General features: G+C 70.7%; 21 protein-coding genes and 1 tRNA gene. 9 read left to right on the plus strand and 13 right to left on the minus strand.

What is annotated here, in order from left to right; genetic code table 11:
• Nucleotides 1-64: 64 nt before the first annotated feature.
• From ACFWJ8_RS09910 to narI, 4 genes are read left to right on the plus strand one after another with little or no spacing between them, the layout of a single operon-like run.
• Nucleotides 65-3,769, plus strand: a complete 3,705-nt coding sequence (locus tag ACFWJ8_RS09910; RefSeq protein WP_378810989.1) for a nitrate reductase subunit alpha — start codon at nt 65-67, stop codon at nt 3,767-3,769.
• Complete coding sequence (narH, locus tag ACFWJ8_RS09915; protein WP_378810990.1) at nt 3,769-5,460, plus strand: nitrate reductase subunit beta; 1,692 nt, start codon at nt 3,769-3,771, stop codon at nt 5,458-5,460. Before ACFWJ8_RS09910 ends, narH begins: the two co-directional genes overlap by 1 nt.
• Nucleotides 5,457-6,080: a nitrate reductase molybdenum cofactor assembly chaperone gene (gene narJ / locus ACFWJ8_RS09920; protein WP_378810991.1), complete on the plus strand. Its 624-nt coding sequence runs from the start codon at nt 5,457-5,459 to the stop codon at nt 6,078-6,080. The genes narH and narJ overlap by 4 nt, the downstream gene beginning before the upstream one ends.
• Complete coding sequence (narI, locus tag ACFWJ8_RS09925; RefSeq protein WP_378810993.1) at nt 6,080-6,871, plus strand: respiratory nitrate reductase subunit gamma; 792 nt, start codon at nt 6,080-6,082, stop codon at nt 6,869-6,871. Before narJ ends, narI begins: the two co-directional genes overlap by 1 nt.
• 46 nt (nt 6,872-6,917) lie before the next feature.
• Here the strand turns inward: narI and ACFWJ8_RS09930 are convergent, their stop codons facing one another.
• Together ACFWJ8_RS09930 and ACFWJ8_RS09935 are read right to left on the minus strand one after the other, a co-directional pair.
• The gene (locus ACFWJ8_RS09930) at nt 6,918-7,229 is read right to left on the minus strand and encodes a hypothetical protein (protein WP_378810995.1); all 312 of its coding nucleotides are present in this window, start codon (nt 7,227-7,229) and stop codon (nt 6,918-6,920) included.
• Nucleotides 7,226-7,675 (minus strand): GNAT family N-acetyltransferase, encoded by a 450-nt coding sequence (locus ACFWJ8_RS09935; RefSeq protein ID WP_378810997.1) that lies wholly within the window; start codon nt 7,673-7,675, stop codon nt 7,226-7,228. Before ACFWJ8_RS09935 ends, ACFWJ8_RS09930 begins: the two co-directional genes overlap by 4 nt.
• 114 nt (nt 7,676-7,789) lie before the next feature.
• On the opposite strand from ACFWJ8_RS09935, the gene ACFWJ8_RS09940 reads away from it, so the two are divergent.
• The gene (locus ACFWJ8_RS09940; protein WP_378810999.1) at nt 7,790-9,010 is read left to right on the plus strand and encodes a S1C family serine protease; all 1,221 of its coding nucleotides are present in this window, start codon (nt 7,790-7,792) and stop codon (nt 9,008-9,010) included.
• A gap of 36 nt (nt 9,011-9,046) precedes the next feature.
• On the opposite strand, the gene ACFWJ8_RS09945 is transcribed toward ACFWJ8_RS09940, so the two are convergent.
• Nucleotides 9,047-9,634 carry an isochorismatase family protein gene (locus ACFWJ8_RS09945; protein WP_378811001.1) on the minus strand — a complete coding sequence of 196 codons (588 nt, stop codon included), beginning with the start codon at nt 9,632-9,634 and terminating at the stop codon, nt 9,047-9,049.
• Complete coding sequence (locus ACFWJ8_RS09950; RefSeq protein WP_378811002.1) at nt 9,631-11,910, minus strand: MMPL family transporter; 2,280 nt, start codon at nt 11,908-11,910, stop codon at nt 9,631-9,633. Before ACFWJ8_RS09950 ends, ACFWJ8_RS09945 begins: the two co-directional genes overlap by 4 nt.
• Before the next feature lie 95 nt (nt 11,911-12,005).
• On the opposite strand from ACFWJ8_RS09950, the gene ACFWJ8_RS09955 reads away from it, so the two are divergent.
• Nucleotides 12,006-12,962 (plus strand): EamA family transporter, encoded by a 957-nt coding sequence (locus tag ACFWJ8_RS09955; protein WP_378811004.1) that lies wholly within the window; start codon nt 12,006-12,008, stop codon nt 12,960-12,962.
• 103 nt (nt 12,963-13,065) lie between these two features.
• Here the strand turns inward: ACFWJ8_RS09955 and ACFWJ8_RS09960 are convergent, their stop codons facing one another.
• Nucleotides 13,066-13,464: a hypothetical protein gene (locus ACFWJ8_RS09960; protein WP_378811006.1), complete on the minus strand. Its 399-nt coding sequence runs from the start codon at nt 13,462-13,464 to the stop codon at nt 13,066-13,068.
• A 60-nt stretch (nt 13,465-13,524) separates the two neighbouring features.
• Nucleotides 13,525-13,596 (minus strand) — tRNA-Thr (locus tag ACFWJ8_RS09965).
• A gap of 260 nt (nt 13,597-13,856) precedes the next feature.
• Here ACFWJ8_RS09965 and ACFWJ8_RS09970 point away from each other — a divergent pair.
• The 3 genes from ACFWJ8_RS09970 to ACFWJ8_RS09980 all read left to right on the plus strand — a co-directional run bounded on the left by ACFWJ8_RS09970 (nt 13,857) and on the right by ACFWJ8_RS09980 (nt 16,564).
• On the plus strand, nt 13,857-14,759 hold the full coding sequence (locus ACFWJ8_RS09970) for a MetQ/NlpA family ABC transporter substrate-binding protein (protein ID WP_378811007.1): 903 nt from the start codon (nt 13,857-13,859) through the stop codon (nt 14,757-14,759).
• Between the two features lie 79 nt (nt 14,760-14,838).
• Nucleotides 14,839-15,912, plus strand: a complete 1,074-nt coding sequence (locus ACFWJ8_RS09975; protein WP_378811009.1) for a methionine ABC transporter ATP-binding protein — start codon at nt 14,839-14,841, stop codon at nt 15,910-15,912.
• Complete coding sequence (locus ACFWJ8_RS09980; protein ID WP_378811010.1) at nt 15,905-16,564, plus strand: methionine ABC transporter permease; 660 nt, start codon at nt 15,905-15,907, stop codon at nt 16,562-16,564. The genes ACFWJ8_RS09975 and ACFWJ8_RS09980 overlap by 8 nt, the downstream gene beginning before the upstream one ends.
• 68 nt (nt 16,565-16,632) lie before the next feature.
• Here the strand turns inward: ACFWJ8_RS09980 and ACFWJ8_RS09985 are convergent, their stop codons facing one another.
• From ACFWJ8_RS09985 to ACFWJ8_RS10015, 7 genes are all read right to left on the minus strand, one after another.
• The gene (locus ACFWJ8_RS09985) at nt 16,633-18,210 is read right to left on the minus strand and encodes an alpha/beta hydrolase (protein ID WP_378811011.1); all 1,578 of its coding nucleotides are present in this window, start codon (nt 18,208-18,210) and stop codon (nt 16,633-16,635) included.
• Nucleotides 18,207-19,391, minus strand: a complete 1,185-nt coding sequence (locus tag ACFWJ8_RS09990) for a DNA polymerase III subunit delta' (protein ID WP_378811013.1) — start codon at nt 19,389-19,391, stop codon at nt 18,207-18,209. Before ACFWJ8_RS09990 ends, ACFWJ8_RS09985 begins: the two co-directional genes overlap by 4 nt.
• 64 nt (nt 19,392-19,455) lie before the next feature.
• Nucleotides 19,456-20,091: a dTMP kinase gene (gene tmk / locus ACFWJ8_RS09995; protein WP_378811014.1), complete on the minus strand. Its 636-nt coding sequence runs from the start codon at nt 20,089-20,091 to the stop codon at nt 19,456-19,458.
• 8 nt (nt 20,092-20,099) lie between these two features.
• Complete coding sequence (gene topA, locus ACFWJ8_RS10000) at nt 20,100-22,817, minus strand: type I DNA topoisomerase (protein WP_378811015.1); 2,718 nt, start codon at nt 22,815-22,817, stop codon at nt 20,100-20,102.
• A 68-nt stretch (nt 22,818-22,885) separates the two neighbouring features.
• Nucleotides 22,886-23,203 carry an Rv3654c family TadE-like protein gene (locus tag ACFWJ8_RS10005; RefSeq protein ID WP_378811016.1) on the minus strand — a complete coding sequence of 106 codons (318 nt, stop codon included), beginning with the start codon at nt 23,201-23,203 and terminating at the stop codon, nt 22,886-22,888.
• Nucleotides 23,204-23,246: 43 nt separating this feature from the next.
• A complete protein-coding gene (locus ACFWJ8_RS10010; RefSeq protein WP_378811018.1) occupies nt 23,247-23,606 on the minus strand; it encodes a TadE family type IV pilus minor pilin in 360 nt (119 codons plus the stop codon).
• Nucleotides 23,603-23,842 (minus strand): DUF4244 domain-containing protein, encoded by a 240-nt coding sequence (locus ACFWJ8_RS10015; RefSeq protein ID WP_378811019.1) that lies wholly within the window; start codon nt 23,840-23,842, stop codon nt 23,603-23,605. Before ACFWJ8_RS10015 ends, ACFWJ8_RS10010 begins: the two co-directional genes overlap by 4 nt.
• Between the last annotated feature and the right edge of the window lie 12 nt (nt 23,843-23,854).

Below are 23,854 nucleotides of genomic sequence, written 5' to 3' on the forward strand. Positions count from 1 at the left end.
GCAGACGCCGAACGGCATCGGAACCCCTGGCGCACCCGCCCGGCGGTTCGCTAGGGTCCGAGACATGACGCCCCAGATCGGTGTGGACGGTCCGGCTTCCGACGCGCTGCTCGCGGCGGGACGATTCTTCACGAGGTGGGACGAGACCGACGACAATCGGGCGGCGTTCCTCACGGGGGGCCGCGAGGGCGACGTCTTCTACCGCGATCGGTGGAGCCACGACAAGGTCGTCCGCTCGACGCACGGCGTCAACTGCACCGGGTCGTGCTCGTGGAAGGTGTACGTCAAGGACGGCATCATCACGTGGGAGTCGCAAGAGACCGACTATCCGAGCGTCGGTCCTGATCGCCCCGAATACGAGCCCCGCGGTTGCCCCCGCGGGGCTGCGTTCTCCTGGTACACCTACTCGCCCACCCGGGTGCGCTACCCGTACGTGAGGGGCGTGCTGCTGGACGCCTACCGCTCCGCGAAGGCGCGCGGCAAGGACCCCGTCGAGGCGTTCCACGAGGTGACCACCGACCCGGGTGTGCGCAGCCGCTACCAGCTGGCACGCGGCAAGGGCGGCCTTGTGCGCGCGAGCTGGCAGGAGGCCGTCGAACTCGTCGCCGCCGGCTACGTGCACACGATCAAGGAGTACGGCCCCGACCGGGTCGCGGGGTTCTCGCCGATCCCGGCGATGTCGATGGTGTCGCATTGCATCGGCACGCGCTTCACGCAGCTCATCGGCGGCGTGATGACGTCGTTCTACGACTGGTACGCCGACCTGCCTGTCGCGAGCCCGCAGGTGTTCGGCGACCAGACCGACGTCCCGGAATCGGGCGACTGGTGGGATGCCACGTACCTCATGATGTGGGGCTCGAACGTCCCCGTCACCCGCACGCCCGACGCGCACTGGATGGCCGAGGTCCGCTATCGCGGCACCAAGGTCGTGACGGTCAGCCCCGACTACGCCGACAACACGAAGTTCGCCGACGAGTGGCTGCCGTGCCAGGCCGGAACCGATGCCGCCCTCGCGATGGCGATGGGCCACGTCGTGCTCAAGGAGAACTACGTCGACCGCCGGGTGCCGTTCTTCGCGGACTTCTCGCGCCAGTACACCGACCTGCCCCACCTCGTGCGACTCGTCGAGCGCGACGGGGCCCATGTGCCCGGAACGTTCCTGACGTCGAAGGATCTCGGCGGCGACACCCCGGAGGACGAGTGGAAGACGGTGGTGCTGGATGCCGCCACCGCGACCCCGCGCGTCCCCAACGGCTCGATGGGGTTCCGGTACGCGCCTTCGGGCGAGGGCCGCTGGAACCTCGACCTCGAGGGCGTGGAGCCGGCGCTGTCGGTGAGCGATCTGCCCGCGGGCACTGCGATCGAGAACGCCGAGGTCCTCCTCCCCCGGTTCGATTCGTCCGACGGCGAGGGCGCGGTGCTGCGCCGTGGCGTGCCGGCCACGCGGGTGGACGGCATCCTCGTCACGACCGTCCTCGATCTGATGCTCGCCCAGTACGGCGTGGGCCGCGACGGTCTCCCGGGTGATTGGCCGGCGGACTACGACGACGCCGACGCGCCCTACACGCCGGCGTGGCAGGAGGAGATCACGGGCGTGCCGGCGCAGGCTGCCATCCGCATCGCGCGCGAGTTCGCCGCGAACGCGGCCGAGTCGCAGGGCCGCTCGATGATCATCATGGGCGCGGGCATCTGCCAGTGGTTCCACGGAGATGCCACCTACCGGGCGATCCTCGCGCTGCTGATCCTCACCGGCTCGATGGGACGCAACGGCGGCGGTTGGGCGCACTATGTCGGTCAGGAGAAGTGCCGCCCTATCACCGGCTGGCTGTCGCTGGCGAACGCGCTGGACTGGTCACGGCCGCCGCGCACGATGATCGGCACGGCGTACTGGTACATGCACACCGACCAGTGGCGCTTCGACGGCTACTCGGCGGACGCGCTCGCCTCACCGCTGGCCGAGGGCAACCTGACGGGCATGCACACGGCCGACACGATCGCGCAGTCCGCGCGGCTGGGCTGGATGCCCTTCTACCCGCAGTTCGGCGTGAACCCGCTCGACCTCGCCGACAAGGCGGATGAGGCGGTGGCGAACGGCGAGGCGGCGGACGCGGCATCCTACGTCGTCTCGCAGCTCGAGTCCGGGGAGCTGCAGCCGGCGATCTCGGACGTCGACGCCCCCGAGAACTGGCCGCGCCTGCTGACGCTGTGGCGCTCGAACCTCATGGGATCGAGCGCGAAGGGCAACGAGTACTTCCTCAAGTACCTGCTCGGCACCCACAGCAACGTCATGGCAACCGACGAGGCGAGCGTCCGCCCGAACGACGTGACGTGGCGCGACCGGATCCCCCAGGGCAAGCTCGACCTGCTGGTGTCGGCCGACTTCCGCATGACGTCGACGACCCTGCTGTCGGACGTCGTGTTCCCCGCGGCGACCTGGTACGAGAAGCACGACCTGTCGTCGACCGACATGCACCCGTTCGTGCACGCCTTCACACCGGCGATCGACCCGCCGTGGGAGGCCCGCAGCGACTTCGACCTGTTCCACGCCATCGCGGTGGAGTTCTCGGCACAGGCCGCCACCCATCTCGGCACGCGCCGGGACCTGGTGTCGACGCCGATGCAGCACGACACCCCGGGCGAGACGGCCCAGCCCGGCGGCGAGGTGCGCGACTGGTCGCGCGGGGACGGTCGCGGCATCCCGGGCAGGACGATGCCGCAGTACACCGTGGTCGAACGCGACTACACCGCGATCGCCGACAAGCTGGCCGCGGTCGGGCCGCTCGCCGACACCCTGGGCTTCACCACCAAGGCGGTGACCTACGACCTGAAGCACGAGGTCGAGGTGCTCGCGCAGAAGACCGGCGTCATGCTCGGCGGCGCGGCCGAGGGGCGTCCGGCGATCGACACCGACGTCAAGATGGCAGAGGCGATCCTGTCGTTCTCGGGCACGACGAACGGCGAGCTCGCAGCACAGGGCTTCCGCACCCTCGAGAAGCGGGTCGGCAAGCCGCTGGCCGACCTCGCCGAAGGCTCGGAGGAGAAGCGCATCACGTTCGCGATAACACAGGCGGCACCCGTGCCGGTGATCACGTCGCCGGAGTGGTCGGGCTCCGAGACCGGCGGCAGACGCTACGCCCCGTTCACCGTGAACATCGAGCGGCTGAAGCCGTTCCACACCCTCACCGGGCGCATGCACTTCTACCTCGACCACGCGTGGATGCGCGACCTCGGCGAGTCGCTGCCGATCTACCGGCCGCCGCTGGACATGCACCGTCTGTTCGGCGAGCCCAAGCTCGGACCCGACGGCTCGCAGCAGGTCGTGGTGCGATACCTCACGCCGCACTCCAAGTGGTCGATCCACTCGGAGTATCAGGACAACCTGTTCATGCTGTCGTTGTCGCGCGGCGGCCCCACGGTCTGGATGAGCCCGGCGGATGCCGCGGCCATCGGCGCCGCCGACAACGACTGGGTCGAGTGCGTCAACTCCAACGGCGTGCTGGTTGCCCGCGCGATCGTGTCGCACCGCATGCCGACCGGGGTCGTCTACGTGCACCACGCGCAGGAGCGCACGATCGACGTGCCCAAGTCGGAGGCGACCGGCCGGCGTGGCGGCATCCACAATTCCGTCACGCGACTGCTCGTGAAACCGACGCATCTCATCGGCGGATACGCGCAGCTGTCGTACGCGTTCAACTATCTGGGGCCGACGGGCAACCAGCGGGACATGGTCGCGACGGTGCGACGTCGCAGCCAGGAGGTGGTGTTCTGATGCGCGTGATGGCCCAGATGGGCATGGTCATGAACCTCGACAAGTGCATCGGATGCCACACCTGCTCGGTCACCTGCAAGCAGGCGTGGACCAACCGGGCCGGCACCGAGTACGTGTGGTTCAACAACGTCGAGACGCGGCCAGGTCAGGGCTACCCGCGCCGGTACGAGGACCAGGAGCAGTGGCGCGGCGGATGGACCCTGAACCGCCGCGGCCGGCTCTCGCTGCGTACCGGCAGCCGCGCGAAGCGCCTGTTCTCGATCTTCTCGTCGCCCGTGCAGCCGAAGCTCGAGGACTACTACGAGCCGTGGACGTACGACTACGAGACGCTGATCGACGCGCCGCTCGGCGACGACTTCCCGGTGGCACGGCCGAAGTCGCTCATCACCGGCGAAGACACCAAGATCACGTGGTCGGCGAACTGGGACGACGACCTGGGCGGGGCTTCGGAGATGGGGCATCTCGACCCGATCGTGCAGAAGGTGCGCCGGGAGTCCGAGGACGCCATCAAGCTGCAGTTCGAGAAGACCTTCATGTTCTACCTGCCGCGGATCTGCGAGCACTGCCTCAACCCGTCGTGCATGGCGTCGTGCCCGTCGGGCGCGATCTACAAGCGCGCCGAGGACGGCATCGTGCTCGTCGACCAGGACCGCTGCCGCGGCTGGCGCCAGTGCATCACCGGCTGCCCGTACAAGAAGATCTACTTCAACCACAAGACCGGCAAGGCCGAGAAGTGCACGCTGTGCTACCCGCGCCTTGAGGTCGGCATCCCGACGGTGTGCTCCGAGACGTGCGTCGGGCGTCTGCGCTACCTCGGCCTGTTCCTCTACGATGCCGACGGCGTCACCGCGGCCGCGTCGACGCCTGACGAGCAGGACCTCTACGAGGCGCAGCTCGACCTCATCCTCGATCCGAACGACCCCGAGGTCATCGCCGCGGCCCGTGCCCAGGGCGACATCCCCGAGGATTGGATGGATGCCGCCCGACGGTCGCCCGTGTACGCCCTGGCCAAGAAGTACCGGGTGGCGCTGCCGCTCCACCCCGAGTACCGCACGATGCCGATGGTCTGGTACATCCCGCCGCTGTCGCCGATCGTCGACCTGCTGCGCGACCAGGGCCACGACGCCGAGTCCGCCGGCACGCTGTTCGGCGCGATCGAGTCCCTTCGCATCCCCGTCGAATACCTCGCCGAGCTGTTCACCGCCGGCGACACCGACATCATCACCGCGGTGCTGTGGCGCCTCGCGGCCATGCGGTCGTACCTGCGCGACATCACGCTCGACCGCGAGCGCGACGAGTCGATCCCGGAGGCGGTCGGCATGACCGGCGAGTCGATCTACGAGATGTATCGCCTCCTGGCGATCGCGAAGTACGAGGACCGCTACGTCATCCCCACCGCACATTACGAGCGGGCCCACGAGCTCGAGGAGCTCGGCTGCTCGCTCGACTTCGACGGCGGCGCATACGGCTCGGAGTCGGGACCGTTCGGCGAGGCGAGCGGCCGGCCGGTCCCGGTCGCGGTCGAGACGTTCCAGGCCCTGAAGGACCGTCAGACCGCCGATACAGCGGCCAGCGGCGAGTCGCTGCGCGGCCGCGTCAACCTCCTGAACTGGGACGGCAACGGCGCACCCTCCGGACTCTTCCCGCCGAAATCCTCCCCTCGGGATGCCTCCGGCGGAGGCGCGCCGTGAGCTCGGCGGTCGTCCACCAGGCCGCGTCGCTGTGCCTGAGCTACCCCGACGACACCGTGCTGGGGTCGGCCGCCCTGATCGAGCAGGCCTTGCGGGAGTCGGCACCCCGAGCGGCGGCATCCTTCGCCCCTCTGCTCGAGTGGTGGAACGCGACACCAGCGTCCGAGGTGCAGGCGGTCTATGTCGACACGTTCGACATGTCGCGACGGCACGCCCTCTACCTCAGCTACTGGACCGACGGCGACACGCGTCGCCGGGGTGCGGTGCTGGCCGATCTCAAACGCCGGTACCGCGAGGCCGGGCTGGAGCTCGACCGCACCGGCGAGCTGCCGGACTACCTGCCGCTCGTGCTCGAGTTCGCCCGTCATGCGCCGCGCGAGGGCGCCGCCCTCATGCAGGAGTATCGTCCGAGCCTCGAGCTCATCCGCATCGCCCTCGCCGAACGCGGATCCCCGTACGCGGGGGTCGTCGCCGCCGTGTGCGACACGCTCCCCGGCCGCTCCCCCGCCGACCGCCAGCAGGCCATGGCGATGGCGGCGGCCGGACCCCCGCGCGAGTCCGTCGGGCTCGACGCGCACGACCCGCGGCTGCTGCCGCTCCACCCGGCCGGAGGACGCTGATGGACCTCTTCCTGTGGGGGATCCTGCCCTACCTCATGGTCGCGGTGCTCGTCGGCGGCACCATCTGGCGCTACCGGTACGACCAGTTCGGCTGGACCACCCGCTCGTCGCAGCTGTACGAGTCGCGCCTGCTGCGGATCGGGTCCCCGCTGTTCCACTTCGGCATCCTCGTCGTCGTCATCGGCCATGTCGCGGGGCTCGTGATCCCCAAGGCGTGGACGGACTTCTTCGGCATCTCGGACGAGATGTACCACCTCGCCGCCCTCGGCCTCGGCTCGATCGCCGGGTTCGCGACGCTCGTCGGCATCGGCATCCTGATCTACCGCCGACGCACCACGGGACCGGTGTTCATGGCGACCACCAAGAACGACAAGACGATGTACGTCGTGCTGGTCGCCGCGATCGTCGCCGGCCTCGCGACGACCGTGCTGGGGGTGATCGGTCCCCACCAGGAGCTCACGTACCGCGACACGGTCGCGCCGTGGTTCCGGTCGCTGTTCGTGTTCCAGCCGAACATCGACGCCATGAGCCAGGCGTCGCTCGACTTCCAGCTGCACACCCTCATCGGCATGGTGCTGTTCATGCTGTGGCCGTTCACGCGGCTCGTGCACGCGTTCACAGCACCCGTGCACTACCTCTTCCGCCCCTACATCGTGTACCGCTCCCGTGACGGACGGCCGAGCACGGCCCGCGGCATCCGCCGCGGGTGGGCACCCGTCGGCACGCGTGACCGCACGTCCGACAAGTCCGCGAAGAGCGTCACCAGCGGCAGGTCCGCCGACCGTCGATGAGGGATGCCGGTCACCGTCCCGCGCGCGATCGCCCGCGACAAGGACGTCAGCGCACGATCGCGAGCGCGACGAGCCACGCCACGATGCTCAGCACGAGCGCGATCAGCGGGTACCAGAACGCCAGGCGCCGGCGCGAGAGCGCGACGATGCCGATGACGCCGCCGATGATGCAGAACGCGAGCGGCAGGTAGCCGCCGAGCACGATCGCGAGCGTGTTGTCGTGCGCGCCGACCGCCCACAGCAGCGACACGAAGAACATCACCACGGCGACGCCCACAGAGAAGCCGATGAGCAGCAGCGTCGCGATCAGGTCGCCGGTGCGTCGCTCCGGCGCGGCTGCGGGCGTGCTCGCGGTCATGCGCCGAGTCCGATCTGGTAGTGGACGTAGCCCGTGTGGGTCGCCACACGGTCGTACAGCGTGCGCGCCGTCTCGTTCGTCTCCTGGGTGAGCCAGTAGACCTTCGGCGAACCGTGGGCCTCGGCCCATGCGGCGACATGCGCGATGAGCGCACGGCCGGCGCCGCCGCCGCGCACCGCGGGGTCGACGAACAGGTCCTCCAGATAGCAGTACGGCTCGGCCGACCACGTCGCCGCGTGGGTGAGCCAGTGCACGAGCCCCACGGCAGTGCCGTCGTCGCCGATGGCGAGGGCGCCGTGGATCGGGAACTGCGGATCGACGAGACGGTTCCACGTGAGCGCCGTCTGCTCGTCGGAGAGCTGGGTCTCGTAGAACTCGAGATACCCGTGCCACAGCGGCAGCCAGGCGTCGCGATCGGTGGGGAGCAGGGGGCGGATGGTGGTCACGATCCAGAGGCTAGCGGTCCCGCGGCGCGTCGATCCATAACCGACGCATAGGCGTCGGATCGGCGGCTCACGGCGTCCGGTGTTCCGATGGAGTCCTGAGAGAGCGAGGGCATCATGTTCACACACCGCACACCCGAGCCGACCGCCGACCTCCCGCCGTCGGCGCCTGCCGCACCGTGGTACCGGCGACGGACGGCGCTGGCATGCGCCGGCCTCGTGATGGCAGGTTCGCTCGCTCTGGCCGCGCCACTCGCCACGGCCGCGAACAGCGCGAACGCCGTGAGCGCCGCGCCGACGGCGGTGACGGCATCCCTCCCCTCCGCTCCGGGCACGAGCGGCTCGCCGTACAGCTCGTACGGCGGTGGCGCGACCCGCTACGGCGGCGCGTCGACGCAGACGCCCGCGACCTCGGCGGATGCCGCGGAGTCCACCGGTGTGGTGATCATCGAGACCACGCTCGGCTACGAGGACGCGCAGGCCGCGGGCACGGGCATGGTGCTGACCGCCGACGGTCTCGTGCTGACGAACAACCACGTGATCGAGGGTTCGACCGAGATCGCGGTGACGATCGCCGCCACCGGTCAGACCTACACGGCGACCGTCGTGGGCACGGATGCCGCCGACGACGTCGCGCTGCTGCAGCTGCAGGGCGCGAGCGGGCTGCAGACGGTCGCCGTCGACGACGATGCCGAGGCCGTCGGCGACGCCGTGACCGCGGTCGGAAACGCCTCGGGCGGCGGCGTCCTCATGGCCGCCGACGGCGCGATCACCGAGCTCGAGTCTTCCGTCACCACGTCTTCCGACGGGCTGACCGCGGGCGAGACGCTCGACGGCATGATCGAGTTCGCGGCCGACGTGGTGGCCGGCGACTCGGGGGGCGCGCTGCTCGATGCCGAAGGAGAGGTCGTCGGCATGACCACCGCCGCCTCCAGCGGATCGGCGACCACCGTCGCATACGCCATCCCGATCGAGGACGCGCTCGCGATCGTCGACCAGACCCGCGCCGGAGACGAGACCAGCGGCGTCGCGGTCGGATCGCCCGCCTTCCTCGGCGTCCAGGTGGCGCGTGTGCCCGCCGGGTACCGGTACGGCGGGTCCACGACCGCGGGCGCCCTGATCGCCGGGGCCATCGACGGCACCCCCGCGGCGGCCGCCGGACTCACCGCCGGCGACTCCATCACGGCGATCGACGGCGCAGCGGTCGCCGACGGCGACGCGCTCTCGTCGCTGCTCGCGGGCTACGAGCCCGGAGACACGATCACGCTGACGTGGGTCGACGCGTCCGGCGCGACCCGGTCGGCCGCGGTGACGCTCATCGCTGGCCCCGCCGCCTGACCCGGCGCGGGGCGAGCCGGGCCGGCCCGGCTCGCCTCAGTCGCGGGATGCCGCAGCCGCCAGCTCGGCGCCGGCGTGGGCGAGCTCGGCCAGCGCGGCCTCGCTCGACCCGGGCGCGACGCCGGCCACGAGATCCGTGAGCACGCGGACGTGGCGTCCGTGCTCGATCGCGTCCAGCGCGGAGGCGCGCACGCAGTAGTCGGTCGCGATGCCCACCACGTCGACGTCGACCACGCCGTGGGCGTCCAGCAGCTGCGACACCGTCTCGCCCTCGTCGGTCGTGCCTTCGTACAGGGAGTACGCGGGTCTGCCCTGCCCCTTCTTGACATGGTGCGTGACTGCGGCCAGGTCGAGGCCCGGGTCGTAGTCGGCGCCCGCGGTGCCGGCGACGCAGTGGACCGGCCACGTGTCGACGAAGTCCGGCTCGCCGGCGGCGAAGTGCCCGCCGTTGTCGTTGTCGCCGTCATGCCAGTCGCGCGACGCGATGACCACGGCGTAGTCCTCGGCGTGCGTCACGAGGAACTGCGAGATGCCGCGGGCGACGGCGTCACCGCCCTCGACACCCAGCGCGCCGCCCTCGGTGAAGTCGTTCTGTACGTCGACGATGAACAGTGCCTTGCTCATGGTTCGAGCGTACGCCGGTACTCCTCGCGCGTGAGGCGATGGCCGTCGTCCGCGGTCAGGGCGCCTGCGTCCGGTGCGTCATCGGCCGGGGATGCATCGTGGCGCCAGAGCTTCGACGGCCACCAGATGGCGCGTCCGATGTCGTACGACAGGGCGGGCACCAGGAGCGAGCGCACGACGAAGGTGTCGAGCAGCACGCCGAAGGCCACGATGAACGCGATCTGCGCGAGGAACAGGATCGGGATGACGCCGAGCGCTGCGAACGTCGCCGCGAGCACGAGGCCTGCCGACGTGATGACGCCGCCGGTGGCGACGAGCCCCCGCAGGATGCCGGGTCTGGTGCCGTGGACGAGGGACTCCTCGCGCACGCGCGACATCAGGAAGATGTTGTAGTCCACCCCGAGGGCCACCAGGAACACGAACCCGTACAACGGCACCGCGGGATCGGCGCCCGGGAACAGGAGGATGCCGTTGAACACGAGTGCGCTGACGCCGAGCGCCGTCGCGAACGACAGGATGACCGTCGCGATGAGCAGCACAGGCGCGAGGATCGACCGCAGCAGAAGCATGAGGATCACCAGGATCACCAGGAGGATGACCGGGATGATGAGCGTGCGGTCGCGCGTGGACGTGTCGTTCGTGTCGATGTCGGTCGCCGTCTCGCCGCCGACCAACGCGGTGCCGGCGCCGAGTTCGTCGTCGAGGTCGGCCCGGAGCGCACGCACGGTGTCTTCGGCGGCCACCGAGTCGGCGGCATCCGTCAGCGTCCCGATCACGAGCACGTCGCCGTCCGACACGGTCGGCGCGGGCGCGGGGGTCCCCGGCGGCCCCACGGCGGTGAACACCGGTTCGCCGTCCTGGACTTCGACGCCGGCCTGCCCGGTGGGCGAGTCCGCCGACGCGACGGAGACCGATTCGATCCCGTCGGAGGCGTCGAGCACCTCGACGGTCGCGGCCAGGTCGTCCTGGGGCACCACGACGTACACGGGCGATCCTGATCCGGCCGGGAAGTGCTCGGCGAGCACCTCCTGGCCGTCGCGCGCCTCGGAGGAGCCGAGCACGAGATCGCTCGTCGGCACGCCGTCGGCCTTCAGCTGTGTGATGCCGAGGGCGCCGGCCAGGAGCACCACGGTGCACACGATCCACACGACGCGCGCGTTGCGGGCGACGAAGCGGGCCTGCCGGGGCCACAGGCCCTTCACCGGCTGGGTGAGGTCGTCGGGGATCGTCGCCACGGCGTGCTTCGGGATGAACGGCCAGAACGCCGCCCGTCCGCACAGTGCCAGCAGCGCCGGCAGGAAGGTGAGCGCCGACAGCACCGAGAAGGCGATGCCGATCGAGGCGATGGGGCCGAGCGCGCGGTTGGTGGCGAGGTCCGACAGCAGCAGGCACAGCAGACCCGCGATCACGGTGCCGCCCGAGGCGAGGATGGGCTCGAACGCGCCGCGCCACGCCGTCAGGGTGGCATCCCACTTGCGCACTCCGGTGGCGATCGCCTCTCGGAATCGGGCGACGTACAGGAGCGCGTAGTCCGTCGCCGCGCCGATCACGAGGATGAACAGGATGCCCTGGACCTGCCCGTTGAGCACGACGATGCCGGCGTACGCGAGCCACCACACCGTCAGCAGGGCCGCGCACAGCGCGAACATCGACGTCGCGAGCACGAGGACGGGCAGCAGCGGCGAGCGGTAGACGATGACCAGGATCAGGAACACTGCTCCCAAGGCCACGCCGAGCAGTAGTCCGTCGATTCCGAGGAAGCCCGCGACGAGGTCCGCCGTGAACCCGGCGGGACCGGTGACCCACGCGGTCAGGCCGTCGGGCAGGTCTTCGGCGGCCATCGCCCGGATCTCGGCGACGGTGTCGCCCACCTCGCCGGACGCATCGATCGGCACGAAGACCTGCACGGCCTCGCCGTCGTCGGAGGGGATCGGCGGCGAGATGTCTCCGGCGACATCGTCGAGTTCGGCGACGTCGTCGACGAACGTCTGGACGTCGGCGATCTGGTCGTCGGTGAGGTCGCCGTCGCCGGTGACGACGATGACCGCCGGGATGCTCTCGTCTCCGAGGAAGTCGGCGAGGCGCTCGTTCACCTGCGTCGCATCCGCACTCTGCGGCAGGAACGTCGAGCGGTCGTTCGACGACACCTCGTCCACCTTGCCGAAGTAGGGTCCGCCGATAGACCCGGCCGCCAGCCACACGAGCACCAGAAGGACCGGGATGCCGATCCGCAGCCATCGCGTCGGTACTCGTCTCGCGTGATGAGGCTGCGTCATATCGCTAGCTTATCTAGCAACTTGGCCGATCATGCAAATCCGGTTCGGGCGCGATCGGCCCTCGGCCGTCGCGGCCTTCGCTAGGCTCCCCCACGATGCTCTCCGCCGCCCTCGCACTGATCGGCGCGCTCGTCTACGGCTCGGCCGACTTCCTCGGCGGACTGGCGGCGAGGCGTCTGCGCTCCATCGTCGTGACCGCCGTCGCCGCGCTCTCCGGTCTCGTCGCACTCGTCGTCGCGCAGCCCCTTCTGGGCGGCGAGTGGACGGGCGCCGATCTGGCGTGGGGCGTGCTCGGCGGTGTCGTCAGCGTCGTCGCGATCGCCCTGCTGTACGCGAGCCTCGCGGTCGGCCCCATGAGCATCCTGTCGCCCCTCACGGCCGTCGTCTCGGCCATCGCGCCCATGCTGTGGGGGCTGCTCGTCAACGGCGAGGCGCTCGCGCCGCTCGGGTACGCCGGCCTCGCGCTCGCGCTCGTGGCCGTCGTGCTCGTCGGGTTCATCCCCGGCGAGCGCATCGTGCGGCCGACGGTCCGCGGACTGGTGATGGCACTCGGGGCGGGCCTGGCGATCGGGGCGTTCCTCATCATCGTCGACCAGACCTCCGATGACAGCGGCCTCGCGCCGCTCGTCGCCAGCCGCGCCACGAGCGGCGTCATCACGGTGGCGGTCGTGGGCGCCATCGCGCTCGCGGCGTTGCGCCGCGGTCGGCCGGCACGCTCCGTGCTGGGAGTGGCCGGGCCGCCGCTCGGCGCGATGCCCAGCGGGCACGCCGACCTCGAGCACGCGACGACCGGATCGATCGCCGCCGCGCCCTCCGCGGCACGCGCCTGGTGGCTCGCGGCCGTGTGCGGCGTCGCCGACGCCGCAGCCAACGCCCTCATGCTGCTGGCCCTGCGCGAGGGCGACCTGTCGATCGTCTCGGCACTGACGGCGCTCTACCCGGCGGGGACCATCCTTCTGGCCGCCGTGGTCCTGCGCGAGCGCGTCGCGGCGGTCCAGTGGACAGGGCTCGGACTGGCGCTCCTCGCCGGCGGCATGCTCGCCCTGGCATGAGCCCGTGCGCCGTGTCGGAGACTCTTCGCGACACGCCGGCCGACCGCATCCCTATCCGGCGTGTCGTGGAGAACGTCCGGCGCTGTGCACCCGCACCGGCCGCTCAGCCGCGCACGAACAGCAGCACGAGCGACGTCACGAGCGCGAGCACGCCGAGCGCGAGGAGCCCGGCGGCGAGCAGCCCCACGGCCCGCACGGCCGGCGACCCCGGCGTCAGGCGCACGCGGTCATGGCGCCCCGGGCGCACGTAGACGTCGGCGGTCGCGGCGTTCCCGATGCGCCGCTCCTGGTCGTGCGTCAGGTACGCGGTGCCCACCCCGCCGGCGTGATCGTCGAACCAGCGCACGAGGCGCCCGTGCGGACCCTCGTCCACGACACCCTGCGTGCGCACCCACGTGCCGTCCGCGAGGCGCAGGATGAGCGCGACGACGGCAAGCAGGGCCCCGAGCCCGAATCCGATCCACGTGAAGATCTCAGCGATCGCGTCGATCGTGTCGGACACCGGGCCTCCCTCTCCGGGATACGGAAAACGGCCGCAGATCTGCGGCCGTCTTCACATCGGAGCCACCTGTCAGGATTGAACTGACGGCCTTCCCATTACGAGTGGGATGCTCTACCACTGAGCTAAGGTGGCGCGCTTCGCTTGCGCGTTGCACAAGCATCGATCTTACAGGGTTTGCGGAGTGCTCGCGAACCACGCCGGGTGTCGGCATCCCCTCGGCCCTCCTGACGCCGTTCCGCGCCCCACGGTGTCGACGTGTTACGCATCGGTTCGGGGATCCGCGCAGGCCCCCGTACGGTCGAAACCGGCCCGCGACGAAGCGTGCGCGGTCCGGCGGATCGTGCGCGCGGTCACAAGCCCCGACGGGCCTCGATCCACAGGAGCACGCACACATGTCCACGCCCAAGAAGCTCATCACCGCCGCAGCACTCGCCCTGCCCGTCGCCCTCCTCCTGGCCGGCTGCGCCGGGACCGGCACCGATTCCGCGTCGGGCAGCACCGACGAGCAGAAGACCGTCCGCATCGGCGTCGTCAACTCCGGCGACCCGTACTGGGAGACGTTCGCCGATGCCGCCGCCGACGAGGGCATCGACGTCGAGCTGGTCAACTTCACCGAGTACACGCAGCCGAACCCCGCCCTCTCTGCGGGCGAACTGGACCTCAACCAGTTCCAGCACGTGATCTACCTCGCGACCTACAACGTCAACAGCGACGATGACCTGCAGCCCATCGGCGCCACCGCGATCTACCCGCTGGGCCTGTACTCGTCGCAGTACGACTCGGTCGACGACATCCCCGCCGGCGCCACCGTCGCCGTGCCGAACGACGAGTCCAACCAGGCGCGCGGCCTCCTCGTGCTCCAGTCGGCCGGCCTCATCGAGCTCGAAGACGGCGGCTCGCCGTTCTCGACCGTCGCCGACGTGCTGCCCGATTCCAAGGTGAAGGTGGAGGCGCTGGATGCCTCGTTCACCGCGACATCGCTGCCCGATGTCGCGGCGGCCATCGTGAACAACGACTTCCTCGAGGACGCCGGCCTCAGCGCCGACGACGCGATCGCCCAGGACGACCCGTCCGACCCGGCGGCGATCCCGTACATCAACATCTTCGCGGCCAAGGCCGAGGACGCCGACAACCCGACGTACCTGAAGCTCGTCGAGATCTACCAGGAGACTCAGGCCGTGCTCGACGGCGTGGTGGAGGCGTCCGGAGGCACCGCCGTCCTCGTCAAGACGCCCGTCGACGACCTCGTCGCGTCGCTCACCGACGTCGAGGACGACATCCGCGCCAACTCGTAACACTCAGCACCACCGTCGTGTGCGGCCCGATCGCGTCCTGCGCGAGCGGGCCGCACACGCGTTCCCCCGAGGAGCACGAATGACCCGCATCCGCCTCACCGGCGTGACCAAGACCTTCCCTCCGCCGTCGAAGGACGGCTCCCCCGTCGTCGCCGTCGACGACGTCTCACTGACCGTCGCCGCCGGTGACGTGTGCGGCATCATCGGGTACTCCGGTGCGGGCAAGAGCACCGTGCTGCGCCTGGTGAACGCCCTCGAGACGCCGACCACCGGGACCGTCGAGATCGACGGTCGCGACATCACGCACCTGCGCGAGCGCGAGCTGCGCGCGCTGCGCGGCGACATCGGCATGATCTTCCAGCAGTTCAACCTGTTCGACTCACGGACCGTCGCGAAGAACGTCGCCTACCCGCTGGAGGTCGCCCGGCGCCCCCGCGCCGAGATCGCGGCGCGTGTCGACGAGCTGCTGCGCTTCGTCGGTCTCGCCGACAAAGCCGGCAGCTACCCGGAGCAGCTCTCGGGCGGGCAGAAGCAGCGCGTGGGCATCGCCCGTGCCCTCGCGACGAGTCCGCGGATCCTGCTCGCGGACGAGGCGACCAGCGCGCTCGACCCCGACACGACGCAGGAGGTGCTCGCTCTGCTCAAGCGCGTCAACGACGAGCTCGGCATCACGATCCTCGTCATCACGCACGAGATGGACGTGATCCGGACGCTCGCCGACCGCGTCGTCGTGATGGAGGACGGCCGCATCATCGAGAGCGGCGATGTCTTCGACGTGCTCTCGTCGCCGCAGCACGCGGCGACGCAGAGGTTCGTCGCGAGCATCATCGAGGACGTCCCGACCGGTGCGCAGCTGCGCACCCTGCGCGACCGGCATCCCGGCCGCATCGTCACGCTCCAGATCGGCGACGGCGGACAGATCGGTCATGACGGACCCGCAGGCACCGGTGCGGCGACGCAGGCCGATGTGTTCGCGGCGCTCGCGGCGCACGGCGTGCGGTTCGAACTCGTCCACGGCGGCATCAACGACATCCGTGGTCGCGTGTTCGGGCACCTCACCCTGGCGCTGACCGGAGAAGCGGGAGCCGTCCAGCAGGCGATCGACGCGGTCTCGGCGTTCGCCCCGCTCATCGAGGAGGACGCCCGTGGATAGGCTCATCGACCTGCTCCCCGCCCTGTGGGAGGCCACCGCCGAGACGCTCTACGTCGTGTCGCTCAGCCTCGTGTTCGGCGGCATCGCCGGGCTGTTCGTCGGGCTCGCGCTGTACGCCACGCGCCCGGGGAGCCTGTTCCCGAATCGGTTCCTGTTCGGCACCTTGAACGTCGTCGTGAATTTCTTCCGCCCGATCCCGTTCGTGATCCTGCTCGCGGCGGTGCAGCCCCTCGCACGTGCGGTCGGCATCCCCGGGATCGGGCCGGAGTTCGCGATCTTCGCCATCACGATCGCGTCGCTGTTCGCGATCAGCCGGATCGTCGAGCAGAACCTGCTCACCGTCCGTCCCGGCGTGATCGAAGCGGCGCGGGCCACCGGCGCGAGCCGGTCTCGCATCCTGCTGCGGCTCCTGCCTCGCGAAGCGCTCGGCCCGCTCATCCTCGGCTACACGTTCATCGTGGTCGCACTGGTCGACATGACGGCGATCGCCGGCGCCGTCGCGGCCGGGGGCCTCGGCGAGTTCGCGATCGTCTACGGGTTCAAGCAGTTCAACCCGTGGGTCACGTGGGCCGCCGTGCTCGTCATCATCGTGATCGTGCAGGTCGTGCAGTTCCTCGGCAACGCGCTCGCCCGTCGCGTGCTGCGGCGCTGACACGCACGCGGCCCGATGTGAAGGGGGTGGATGCCGTCGCGGCATCCACCCCCTTCACATCTTCAGGATCACTCGCAGCGCAGACCGTCCTCGGGCGCGGTGCCGTCGATGAGGTAGGTGTTCACGGCGTCGTCGACGCAGGAGTTGCCCTTGTTGTAGCCGGTGTGGCCCTCGCCGACGCGGGTCACGAGCACGCCGGACGACAGCTGGTCGGCCAGCGACACCGCCCACTGGTACGGGGTCGCGGGGTCGTTCGTGGTGCCGACCACGACGATCGGCGCAGCGCCGTCGGCCGTGATGCGCTCACGCACGCCCGTCGCGGGGTACGGCCAGACGGTGCACGGGTCGGGACCGTCCCAGTACGGCGCGATCGTCGGCGCCTCGGCGGCCAGCAGCGCATCGGCCTGTGCCTGCTGCTCGTCGGTGGCGTCGACCGGGTAGTCCATGCAGTTGTAGGCGCGGAAGGCCTCGGTCTGGTTGTCGAGGTACGCGCCGTCCTGGCGGTTGTAGTAGAAGTCGACGAGCTGGAACGCCACGCTCGCGTCACCGCCGAGCACGTCGCTGAGTGCCTGCGTGAGGTAGCCCCAGCTGTCCTGCGAGTACAGAGCGGCGACGATCGCCGTCATGAGGGAGTCGGCGCCGAGCTCGCGCCCGTCCGAGTTGGGGATCGGGCTGCGATCGACGCTGGCGAGCAGCGTGCCGAGGTCGGCCATCGCCTCGTCGACGGTGCCGCGGAACGGGCAGTCCTTGTCGGTGAGGCAGTCGGCCATGTAGGCGCGCAGGGCGGACTCGAAGCCGACCGCCTGCGAGACGCCGACGTCGAGGCCGGGAATGGACGGGTCGATCGCGCCGTCGAGCACGAGCCGGCCCACCTTGTCGGGGAACAGCTTGGCGTATGTCGCACCGAGGAAGGTGCCGTACGAGTAGCCGAGGTAGTACAGCTCCTTGTCGCCCAGCACCGCACGCATGAGGTCCATGTCGCGTGCCGAGTTGTCGGTCGTGATGTAGGGCAGGATGCCGTCGCTGTTCGCGTCGCACGCTTCGCCGAACGCCTTGTGGTTGGCGAGGAGCTCGTCGGTCCAGGCATCCGTCCCCCGCTTGTTCGCGGGGATGTCGAAGAGGTAGGCGTCCATGTCGGCGGCGTCGTAGCAGGTCACGGCGGTGGATTCGCCGACACCGCGGGGGTCGAAGCCGATGACGTCGAACTTGTCGCGCACGGGTGCGCCCACGGCATAGTCCACCGAGTCGCGGACCAGCCCGATGCCGCTGGCGCCCGGGCCGCCCGGATTGGTGAGCAGCGAGCCGATCGGCTCGCCGCCGCCCTCGGCACGGTGGCGGATGAGCGCGAGATCGATGTCGCCCTTGGACGGGTCCGACCAGTCCAGCGGCGCGGTGATCGTCGCACAGTCGAACGTGCCGTTGCACGTGGACCAGTCGATGGTCTGCTCGTAGTACGGCAGCAGGTCGGCGTCGACACCCTCGGAGTCCGGAGACTTGCTCGCGGTGGGGCGCGGCGTGTTCTCGGGGATCATCGAGTAGAGGCATCCGCTGAGCGCGAGGGATGCCACGACCAGCCCCGCCAGCACCGCGCCGGCGCGGGCGATCAGACGGGGACGGCGGGTGCTGCCGGGACGGGTGGGGTTCACGGGGTCCTTCCGCTCGCGACGGTCACGAGCATGCTCTCCAGGGCGAGCGCGGGGGCGGCGTTGAGTTCGAGGTTCTCACGGGTGACGCCGATCCTGTCGACGACGGTGAGCGTGCGGTCCGGCGTCCACGCCGTCGCGAGCGCGCGCAGCTCGGGTTCGAGTTCGCGGTTGATGAGCGCATCGCCCGCGTCGCCGCCGCGGCCGAATTGCAGCATCAGCACGTCGCGGAACATCGACTCCAGATCGGTCAGCACGCGGTCGATGCCGTCGCGGAGGCTCCGGGTCGCGCGACGCTTCTGCTCGTCCTCCAGCGCCGACAGCTGCGAGCGCACCGCGGGCGGGATCGCCGCGCCCTCGGCGATGCCGACGGTGCGCAGCAGGGTGGCACGCTCGGCCTCGTCGCGTTCGGCCGTCAGCGCCTTGGCGTCGTCGGTCGCGGCCGCGACGATCGCGCCGGCCACCTCGACGGCGTCGCCCACGCCCCGCACACCCAGCACGCCGCGAAGCGTGGCATCGCGGCGCGCTCGGGCCGCGGCATCCGTCGCCAGCCGCTGCGCCATGCCGATGTGCCGCTGCGCGTGCCGGGCGGACTGCTCGGCGATCACGGGGTCGACGTCGCTGCGCCGCACGATGAGCTCCGCGACCGCGGCGACGTCGGGCTCCCGGAGCCGGAGGGTGCGTACGCGGGAGCGGATGGTGGGAAGCAGGTCGGCGTCGCTCGGCGCGCACAGCACCCACACGGTGCGCTCGGGCGGCTCTTCGAGGGCCTTGAGGAGGACGTTGGAGGTGCGCTCGGCCATGCGGTCGGCGTCCTCCATCACGATGACGCGGTAACGCCCGAGGGACGGCGCGAAGTACGACCGCTCGACGAGGGCGCGTGCGTCCTTGATGGAGATGATGACGCCCTCGGTCCGCAGCGCGGTGAGGTCGGGATGGGTGCCCGCGAGGACCTGATGCATCGTCCGCTCGTCGCCGGGCTCGGCGATGAGCGCCGCGGCGAAGGCGTGCGCGAGCGTCGAACGCCCCGATCCGGGCGGGCCGGTGATGAGCCACGCATGGGTCATCGCGGCGGGATCGGTGGCCGCCTCCCGCAGCGCGGCGACCGCGTCATCCTGCCCCCACACGTCGCCCCACGGCGCATCGGCCGAGGTGGCGGGCACAGGTGAGGTCGCGGCATCCATCCCGCTCAGCCTAAAGCGTGCGACCGACAACGCCGGGCACGATCAGCCGACTCGGCGCAGACGGTCAGCCGAGGAGGGCCTCGACGCGCGCTCGCACCACCGCGGCGAGCTCGTCCGCGCGGAGCGACGCGTCCAGCACGAGGAACCGGCCGGGCTCGGCGGCGGCGAGGGCGAGGAACTCCTCGCGCACCCGGGCGTGGAAGTGCTCCTTCTCGGCCTCCAGGCGGTCGAACGGCTTGTCGTCGGCGTCGAGGCGCGCGCGGGCGGCGGCCGGATCGAGATCGAGCAGCACGGTGAGGTCCGGCAGCAGCCCCTCGGCGGCCCAGAGCGACAGGTCGCGCACCTCGTCACGACCGAGCACACGTCCGGCGCCCTGGTAGGCGACGGACGAGTCGAGGTAGCGATCCTGGATGACGACCTCGCCGCGGGCGAGCGCCGGGCGCACGAGCGTCTCGATGTGGTGTGCGCGATCGGCGGCGTACAGCAGCGCCTCCGCCCGCGGCGACACCTCGCCGCGGTGGTGCAGCACGATGTCGCGGATGAGCACGCCCACTTCGGTACCGCCGGGCTCGCGCGTGCGCAGGACGGTGCGCCCGGCATCCGTCAGCCATTCCTCCAGAAGCGCCGACTGCGTCGTCTTGCCGACGCCGTCGCCGCCCTCGAGGGTGATGAAGAGCCCCGCGACGGGCCCGGGGACCACGGCGGGGGTCACTTCTTGGCTGCGGGCTTGCGCGTCGTCGTGCGGCGGGCGGCGGGACGCTTGGCGGGCCCCTTCGCACGCTTGTCGGCGAGCAGCTGCACGGCGCGCTCGAACGTGACCTCCATCGCGTCCTCGCCGCGCGGGATCGTCGCGTTGGTCTCGCCGTCGGTGACGTACGGGCCGAAGCGGCCGTCCTTGAGCTTGATCGGCTTGCCGCTGGTCGGGTCGGCCTCGAACTCCTTGAGGGCCGAGCTCGCTCCGCGGGCGCCGTACTTCGGCTGCGCGTACACGGCGAGAGCTTCTTCGAGCGTGATGTCGAAGATCTGCTGCTCGCTCTGCAGCGTGCGCGAGTCCGTGCCCTTCTTGAGGTACGGCCCGTAGCGGCCGTTCTGGGCCGTGATCGGGGCTTCGGTCTCGGGGTCGATGCCGACGGTGCGCGGCAGGTCGAGGAGCTTCAGCGCCGTGTCGAGGTCGATCGTGTCGACCGACATCGACTTGAACAGCGACGCCGTGCGGGGCTTCGGAGCGGCCTCCTTCTTCGCACCGCGCTTCTTGGGCGCCGGCTCCGGCTCGACGGCCACGACCTCGCCGGTGGCCTCGTCGACCTCCTCGGCGGCCGGCGGGTCCGCCTCCTGCACGTACGGACCGAAGCGGCCGTCCTTGACGAGCACGAGCTTGCCGTTGGCGGGGTTCTCGCCCAGCACGCGGTCGCCCGCGACGGGCGCGTCGATGAGCTCCTGAGCCTTGGCGGGCGTGAGCTCGTCGGGCGCGAGTTCCTCGGGGATGTTCACGCGGCGCGGCTCGGCCTCGGGGTTCGCCTTGTCGGCGACCTCGAGGTACGGGCCGTACTTGCCGAACCGCAGGGTGGCGACGTCGCCGATCGGCGTCGAGTTCAGCGCGCGGGCGTCGATCTCGCCGAGGTTGTCGACGATGTTGCGCAGACCGACGTGATCGGTCGAGCCGAAGTAGAACTCCTGCAGCCAGTCCTGGCGCTTCTGCTCGCCGCGGGCGATCGCATCGAGGTCGTCCTCGAGGGCCGCCGTGAAGTCGTAGTCGACGAGGTCGGCGAAATGCTGCTCCAGCAGGCGGACCACGCTGAACGCGAGCCAGCTCGGGATCAGCGCCTGGCCGCGCTTCGTGACGTAGCCGCGGTTGATGATCACGTCGATGATGCTCGCGAACGTCGACGGGCGGCCGATGCCCTTCTCTTCGAGCGCCTTGACGAGCGAGGCCTCGGTGTAGCGGGGCTTGGGACTCGTCGCGTGGCCCTTGGGCTCGACGTCGCGCAGTCGCAGCACGTCGCCCACGGCCATCGCCGGCAGCGACTGGTCGTCGGACTTGTCGGCGTCGCTGCGCTTCTCGTCGCGTCCTTCTTCGTACGCCTCGAGGAAGCCCTTGAAGGTGTACACGGTGCCCGAGGCGGTGAACTCGGCGCGACGGCCGCCCGCCGTGACCTCGAGGGTCACAGTGGTCGTCTCGTACTTCGCGTCGGACATCTGGCTGGCCATCGTGCGCTTCCAGATGAGGTCGTACAGGCGCAGCTCGTCGCGGTCGAGTTCGCCCGAGACCGCCGACGGCGTGCGGAACGTCTCGCCCGACGGGCGGATCGCCTCGTGGGCCTCCTGCGCGTTCTTGCTGTTGTTGCGGTAGGTGCGGGGGTTGAGGGGCACCGACTGCGCGCCGTAGAGCGTGACCGCCTGCTCGCGCGCGGCCTGCACGGCCTGCGTCGACAGCGCGGTCGAGTCGGTGCGCATATAAGTGATGAACCCCTTCTCGTACAGGCGCTGGGCAACGCCCATCGCGTGCTTGGCGCTCATCGAGAGCTTGCGACCGGCCTCCTGCTGGAGGGTCGAGGTCGTGAACGGGGGCTTGGGGCTGCGCGTGCCGGGCTTGGACTCGAGAGCGGTGACGGATGCCTCGGCCGCGGCTTCGATGGCGGCCGCGAGCTCGCGCACCTGCGCCTCGTCCAGGACCAGCACGGCCTTCTTGAGCTCACCGCGGTCGTCGAAGTCGGTGCCGCGGGCGAGCACCGCGCCGTCGACGCGTGCCAGGCGCGTCGAGAACGACTCGTCGAGGCCCTGCGGGCGGTTCGGCGCGGCGAGCGCCTCGATGTCCCAGTAGGACGCCGACACGAACGCCATGCGCTCGCGCTCGCGGTCGACGACCATGCGCGTCGCGGCGGACTGCACGCGGCCAGCGGACGTGCCCTGCTGCACCTTGTACCAGAGCACCGGGCTGACGTCCCAGCCGTACAGGCGGTCGAGGATGCGACGGGTCTCCTGCGCGTCGACGAGCGCGAGGTCGAGCTCACGCGTGTTGCCGACGGCGGCCTGGATCGCGTCCTTGGTGATCTCGTGGAACACCATGCGCTTGACCGGGACCTTCGGCTTGAGCGTCTGCAGCAGGTGCCACGCGATGGCTTCGCCCTCGCGGTCTTCATCGGTGGCGAGCAGGAGCTCGTCCGCCCCCTTCAGCGCGCGCTTGAGCTCGGCGACGGTCTTCTTGCCGCGCTCGCTCTCGACGTAGTAGGGATCGAAGCCGTTGTCGATGTCGATCGAGTACTTCCCGTACGCCTCCTTCTTGTCGGCCGGGATGCTCTTCTTGTCCGCCAGATCGCGGATGTGCCCGACCGAGCTGAGCACCTCGTAGCCATCGCCGAGGTACCCCTGGATCGACTTCATCTTCGTCGGTGACTCGACGATGACGAGCTTCTTGCCTTCTGCCAACGGGGGCGTCCTTTCTTCGACGCACACCATACACGCCACTTCTCGGTGTGCGGGCTGTGAGCACCGGATCACGGCGGAGGTCCCGCCCGTGCCGAGGCGCGCGCGGCCACCGGTCCGACGCTCACGGCGACGGTCACGGTGGCCACGAGTCCGTCGAGGTCGCACGCCTCCACGCGTGCTCCGAAAGCGCCCGCGAGCTCGCCCGCGAGGTCGCACGGGACGCCGGCCACGGCACCGGACGCCGCATCCGCGGCGGCGAGCGCCGCGGCGTCCGCCGCGGACGCGAGGCGCTGGCCCGCGACGGACGCCGAGCCGACGGCGGCCAGCCCACCGGTCAGGAGCACTGCGCCGGCGATGATGCCCACCGCCGCCGTCGACCCGGCCATCAGCCTGCTCCGCCCGGACGCCGCTGCCGACGGCCGCCGCGACTCACAGTCCGCCCGCCAGCGCGCAGCCGGAGGCCTGGACGCGCAGGCCCAGCATCGTCGGCGCGGTGGCGGTGACGCAGACGAGATCGCCGCGGGGTGCGATCTCCACGGATGCCTCCGCCACCGCCGCGACGACGGCCTCGGTCACCCGCGACACCGGCTCGCCCCGCGCGCTCAGGCGTGCGGCATCCGCCACCGCGTCCTGCAGACGCACCTGACGGGATGCCCCGGCGAGCGCGCCGACGCCGAGCGCCAGCACGATCGCGACCGCGGGGAGGGCGACGGCGAACTCGGCGACGACCGACCCGCGATCATCGGGCTGCCGCAGCCGTCGGCCGCCGCCGGTCCGCGCGCGCCTCATGCGACGGTGAGGGCCCGGCGCACGAGATCCGTGAGGATGCCGCGCACCTCATCGCTGCGCATGATGACGACGAGCAGCCCGGCGAAGGCCACCGCCGCCATCGTCGCGATGGCGTACTCGGCGGTGGCGGCGCCGGTGTCGTCGTGGCGCCCGCCGTCGGCGCCCGGCGGACGGAACAGCCGCTCGGCACGCCGCCGCGTGAGGCGGGGAAGGGTAGAGGTCGGTCGCGAGGACATCGGGTCTCCGTT

The organism is Microbacterium sp. NPDC058389 (assembly GCF_042722305.1).
In the GTDB taxonomy this organism is placed as follows: domain Bacteria; phylum Actinomycetota; class Actinomycetes; order Actinomycetales; family Microbacteriaceae; genus Microbacterium.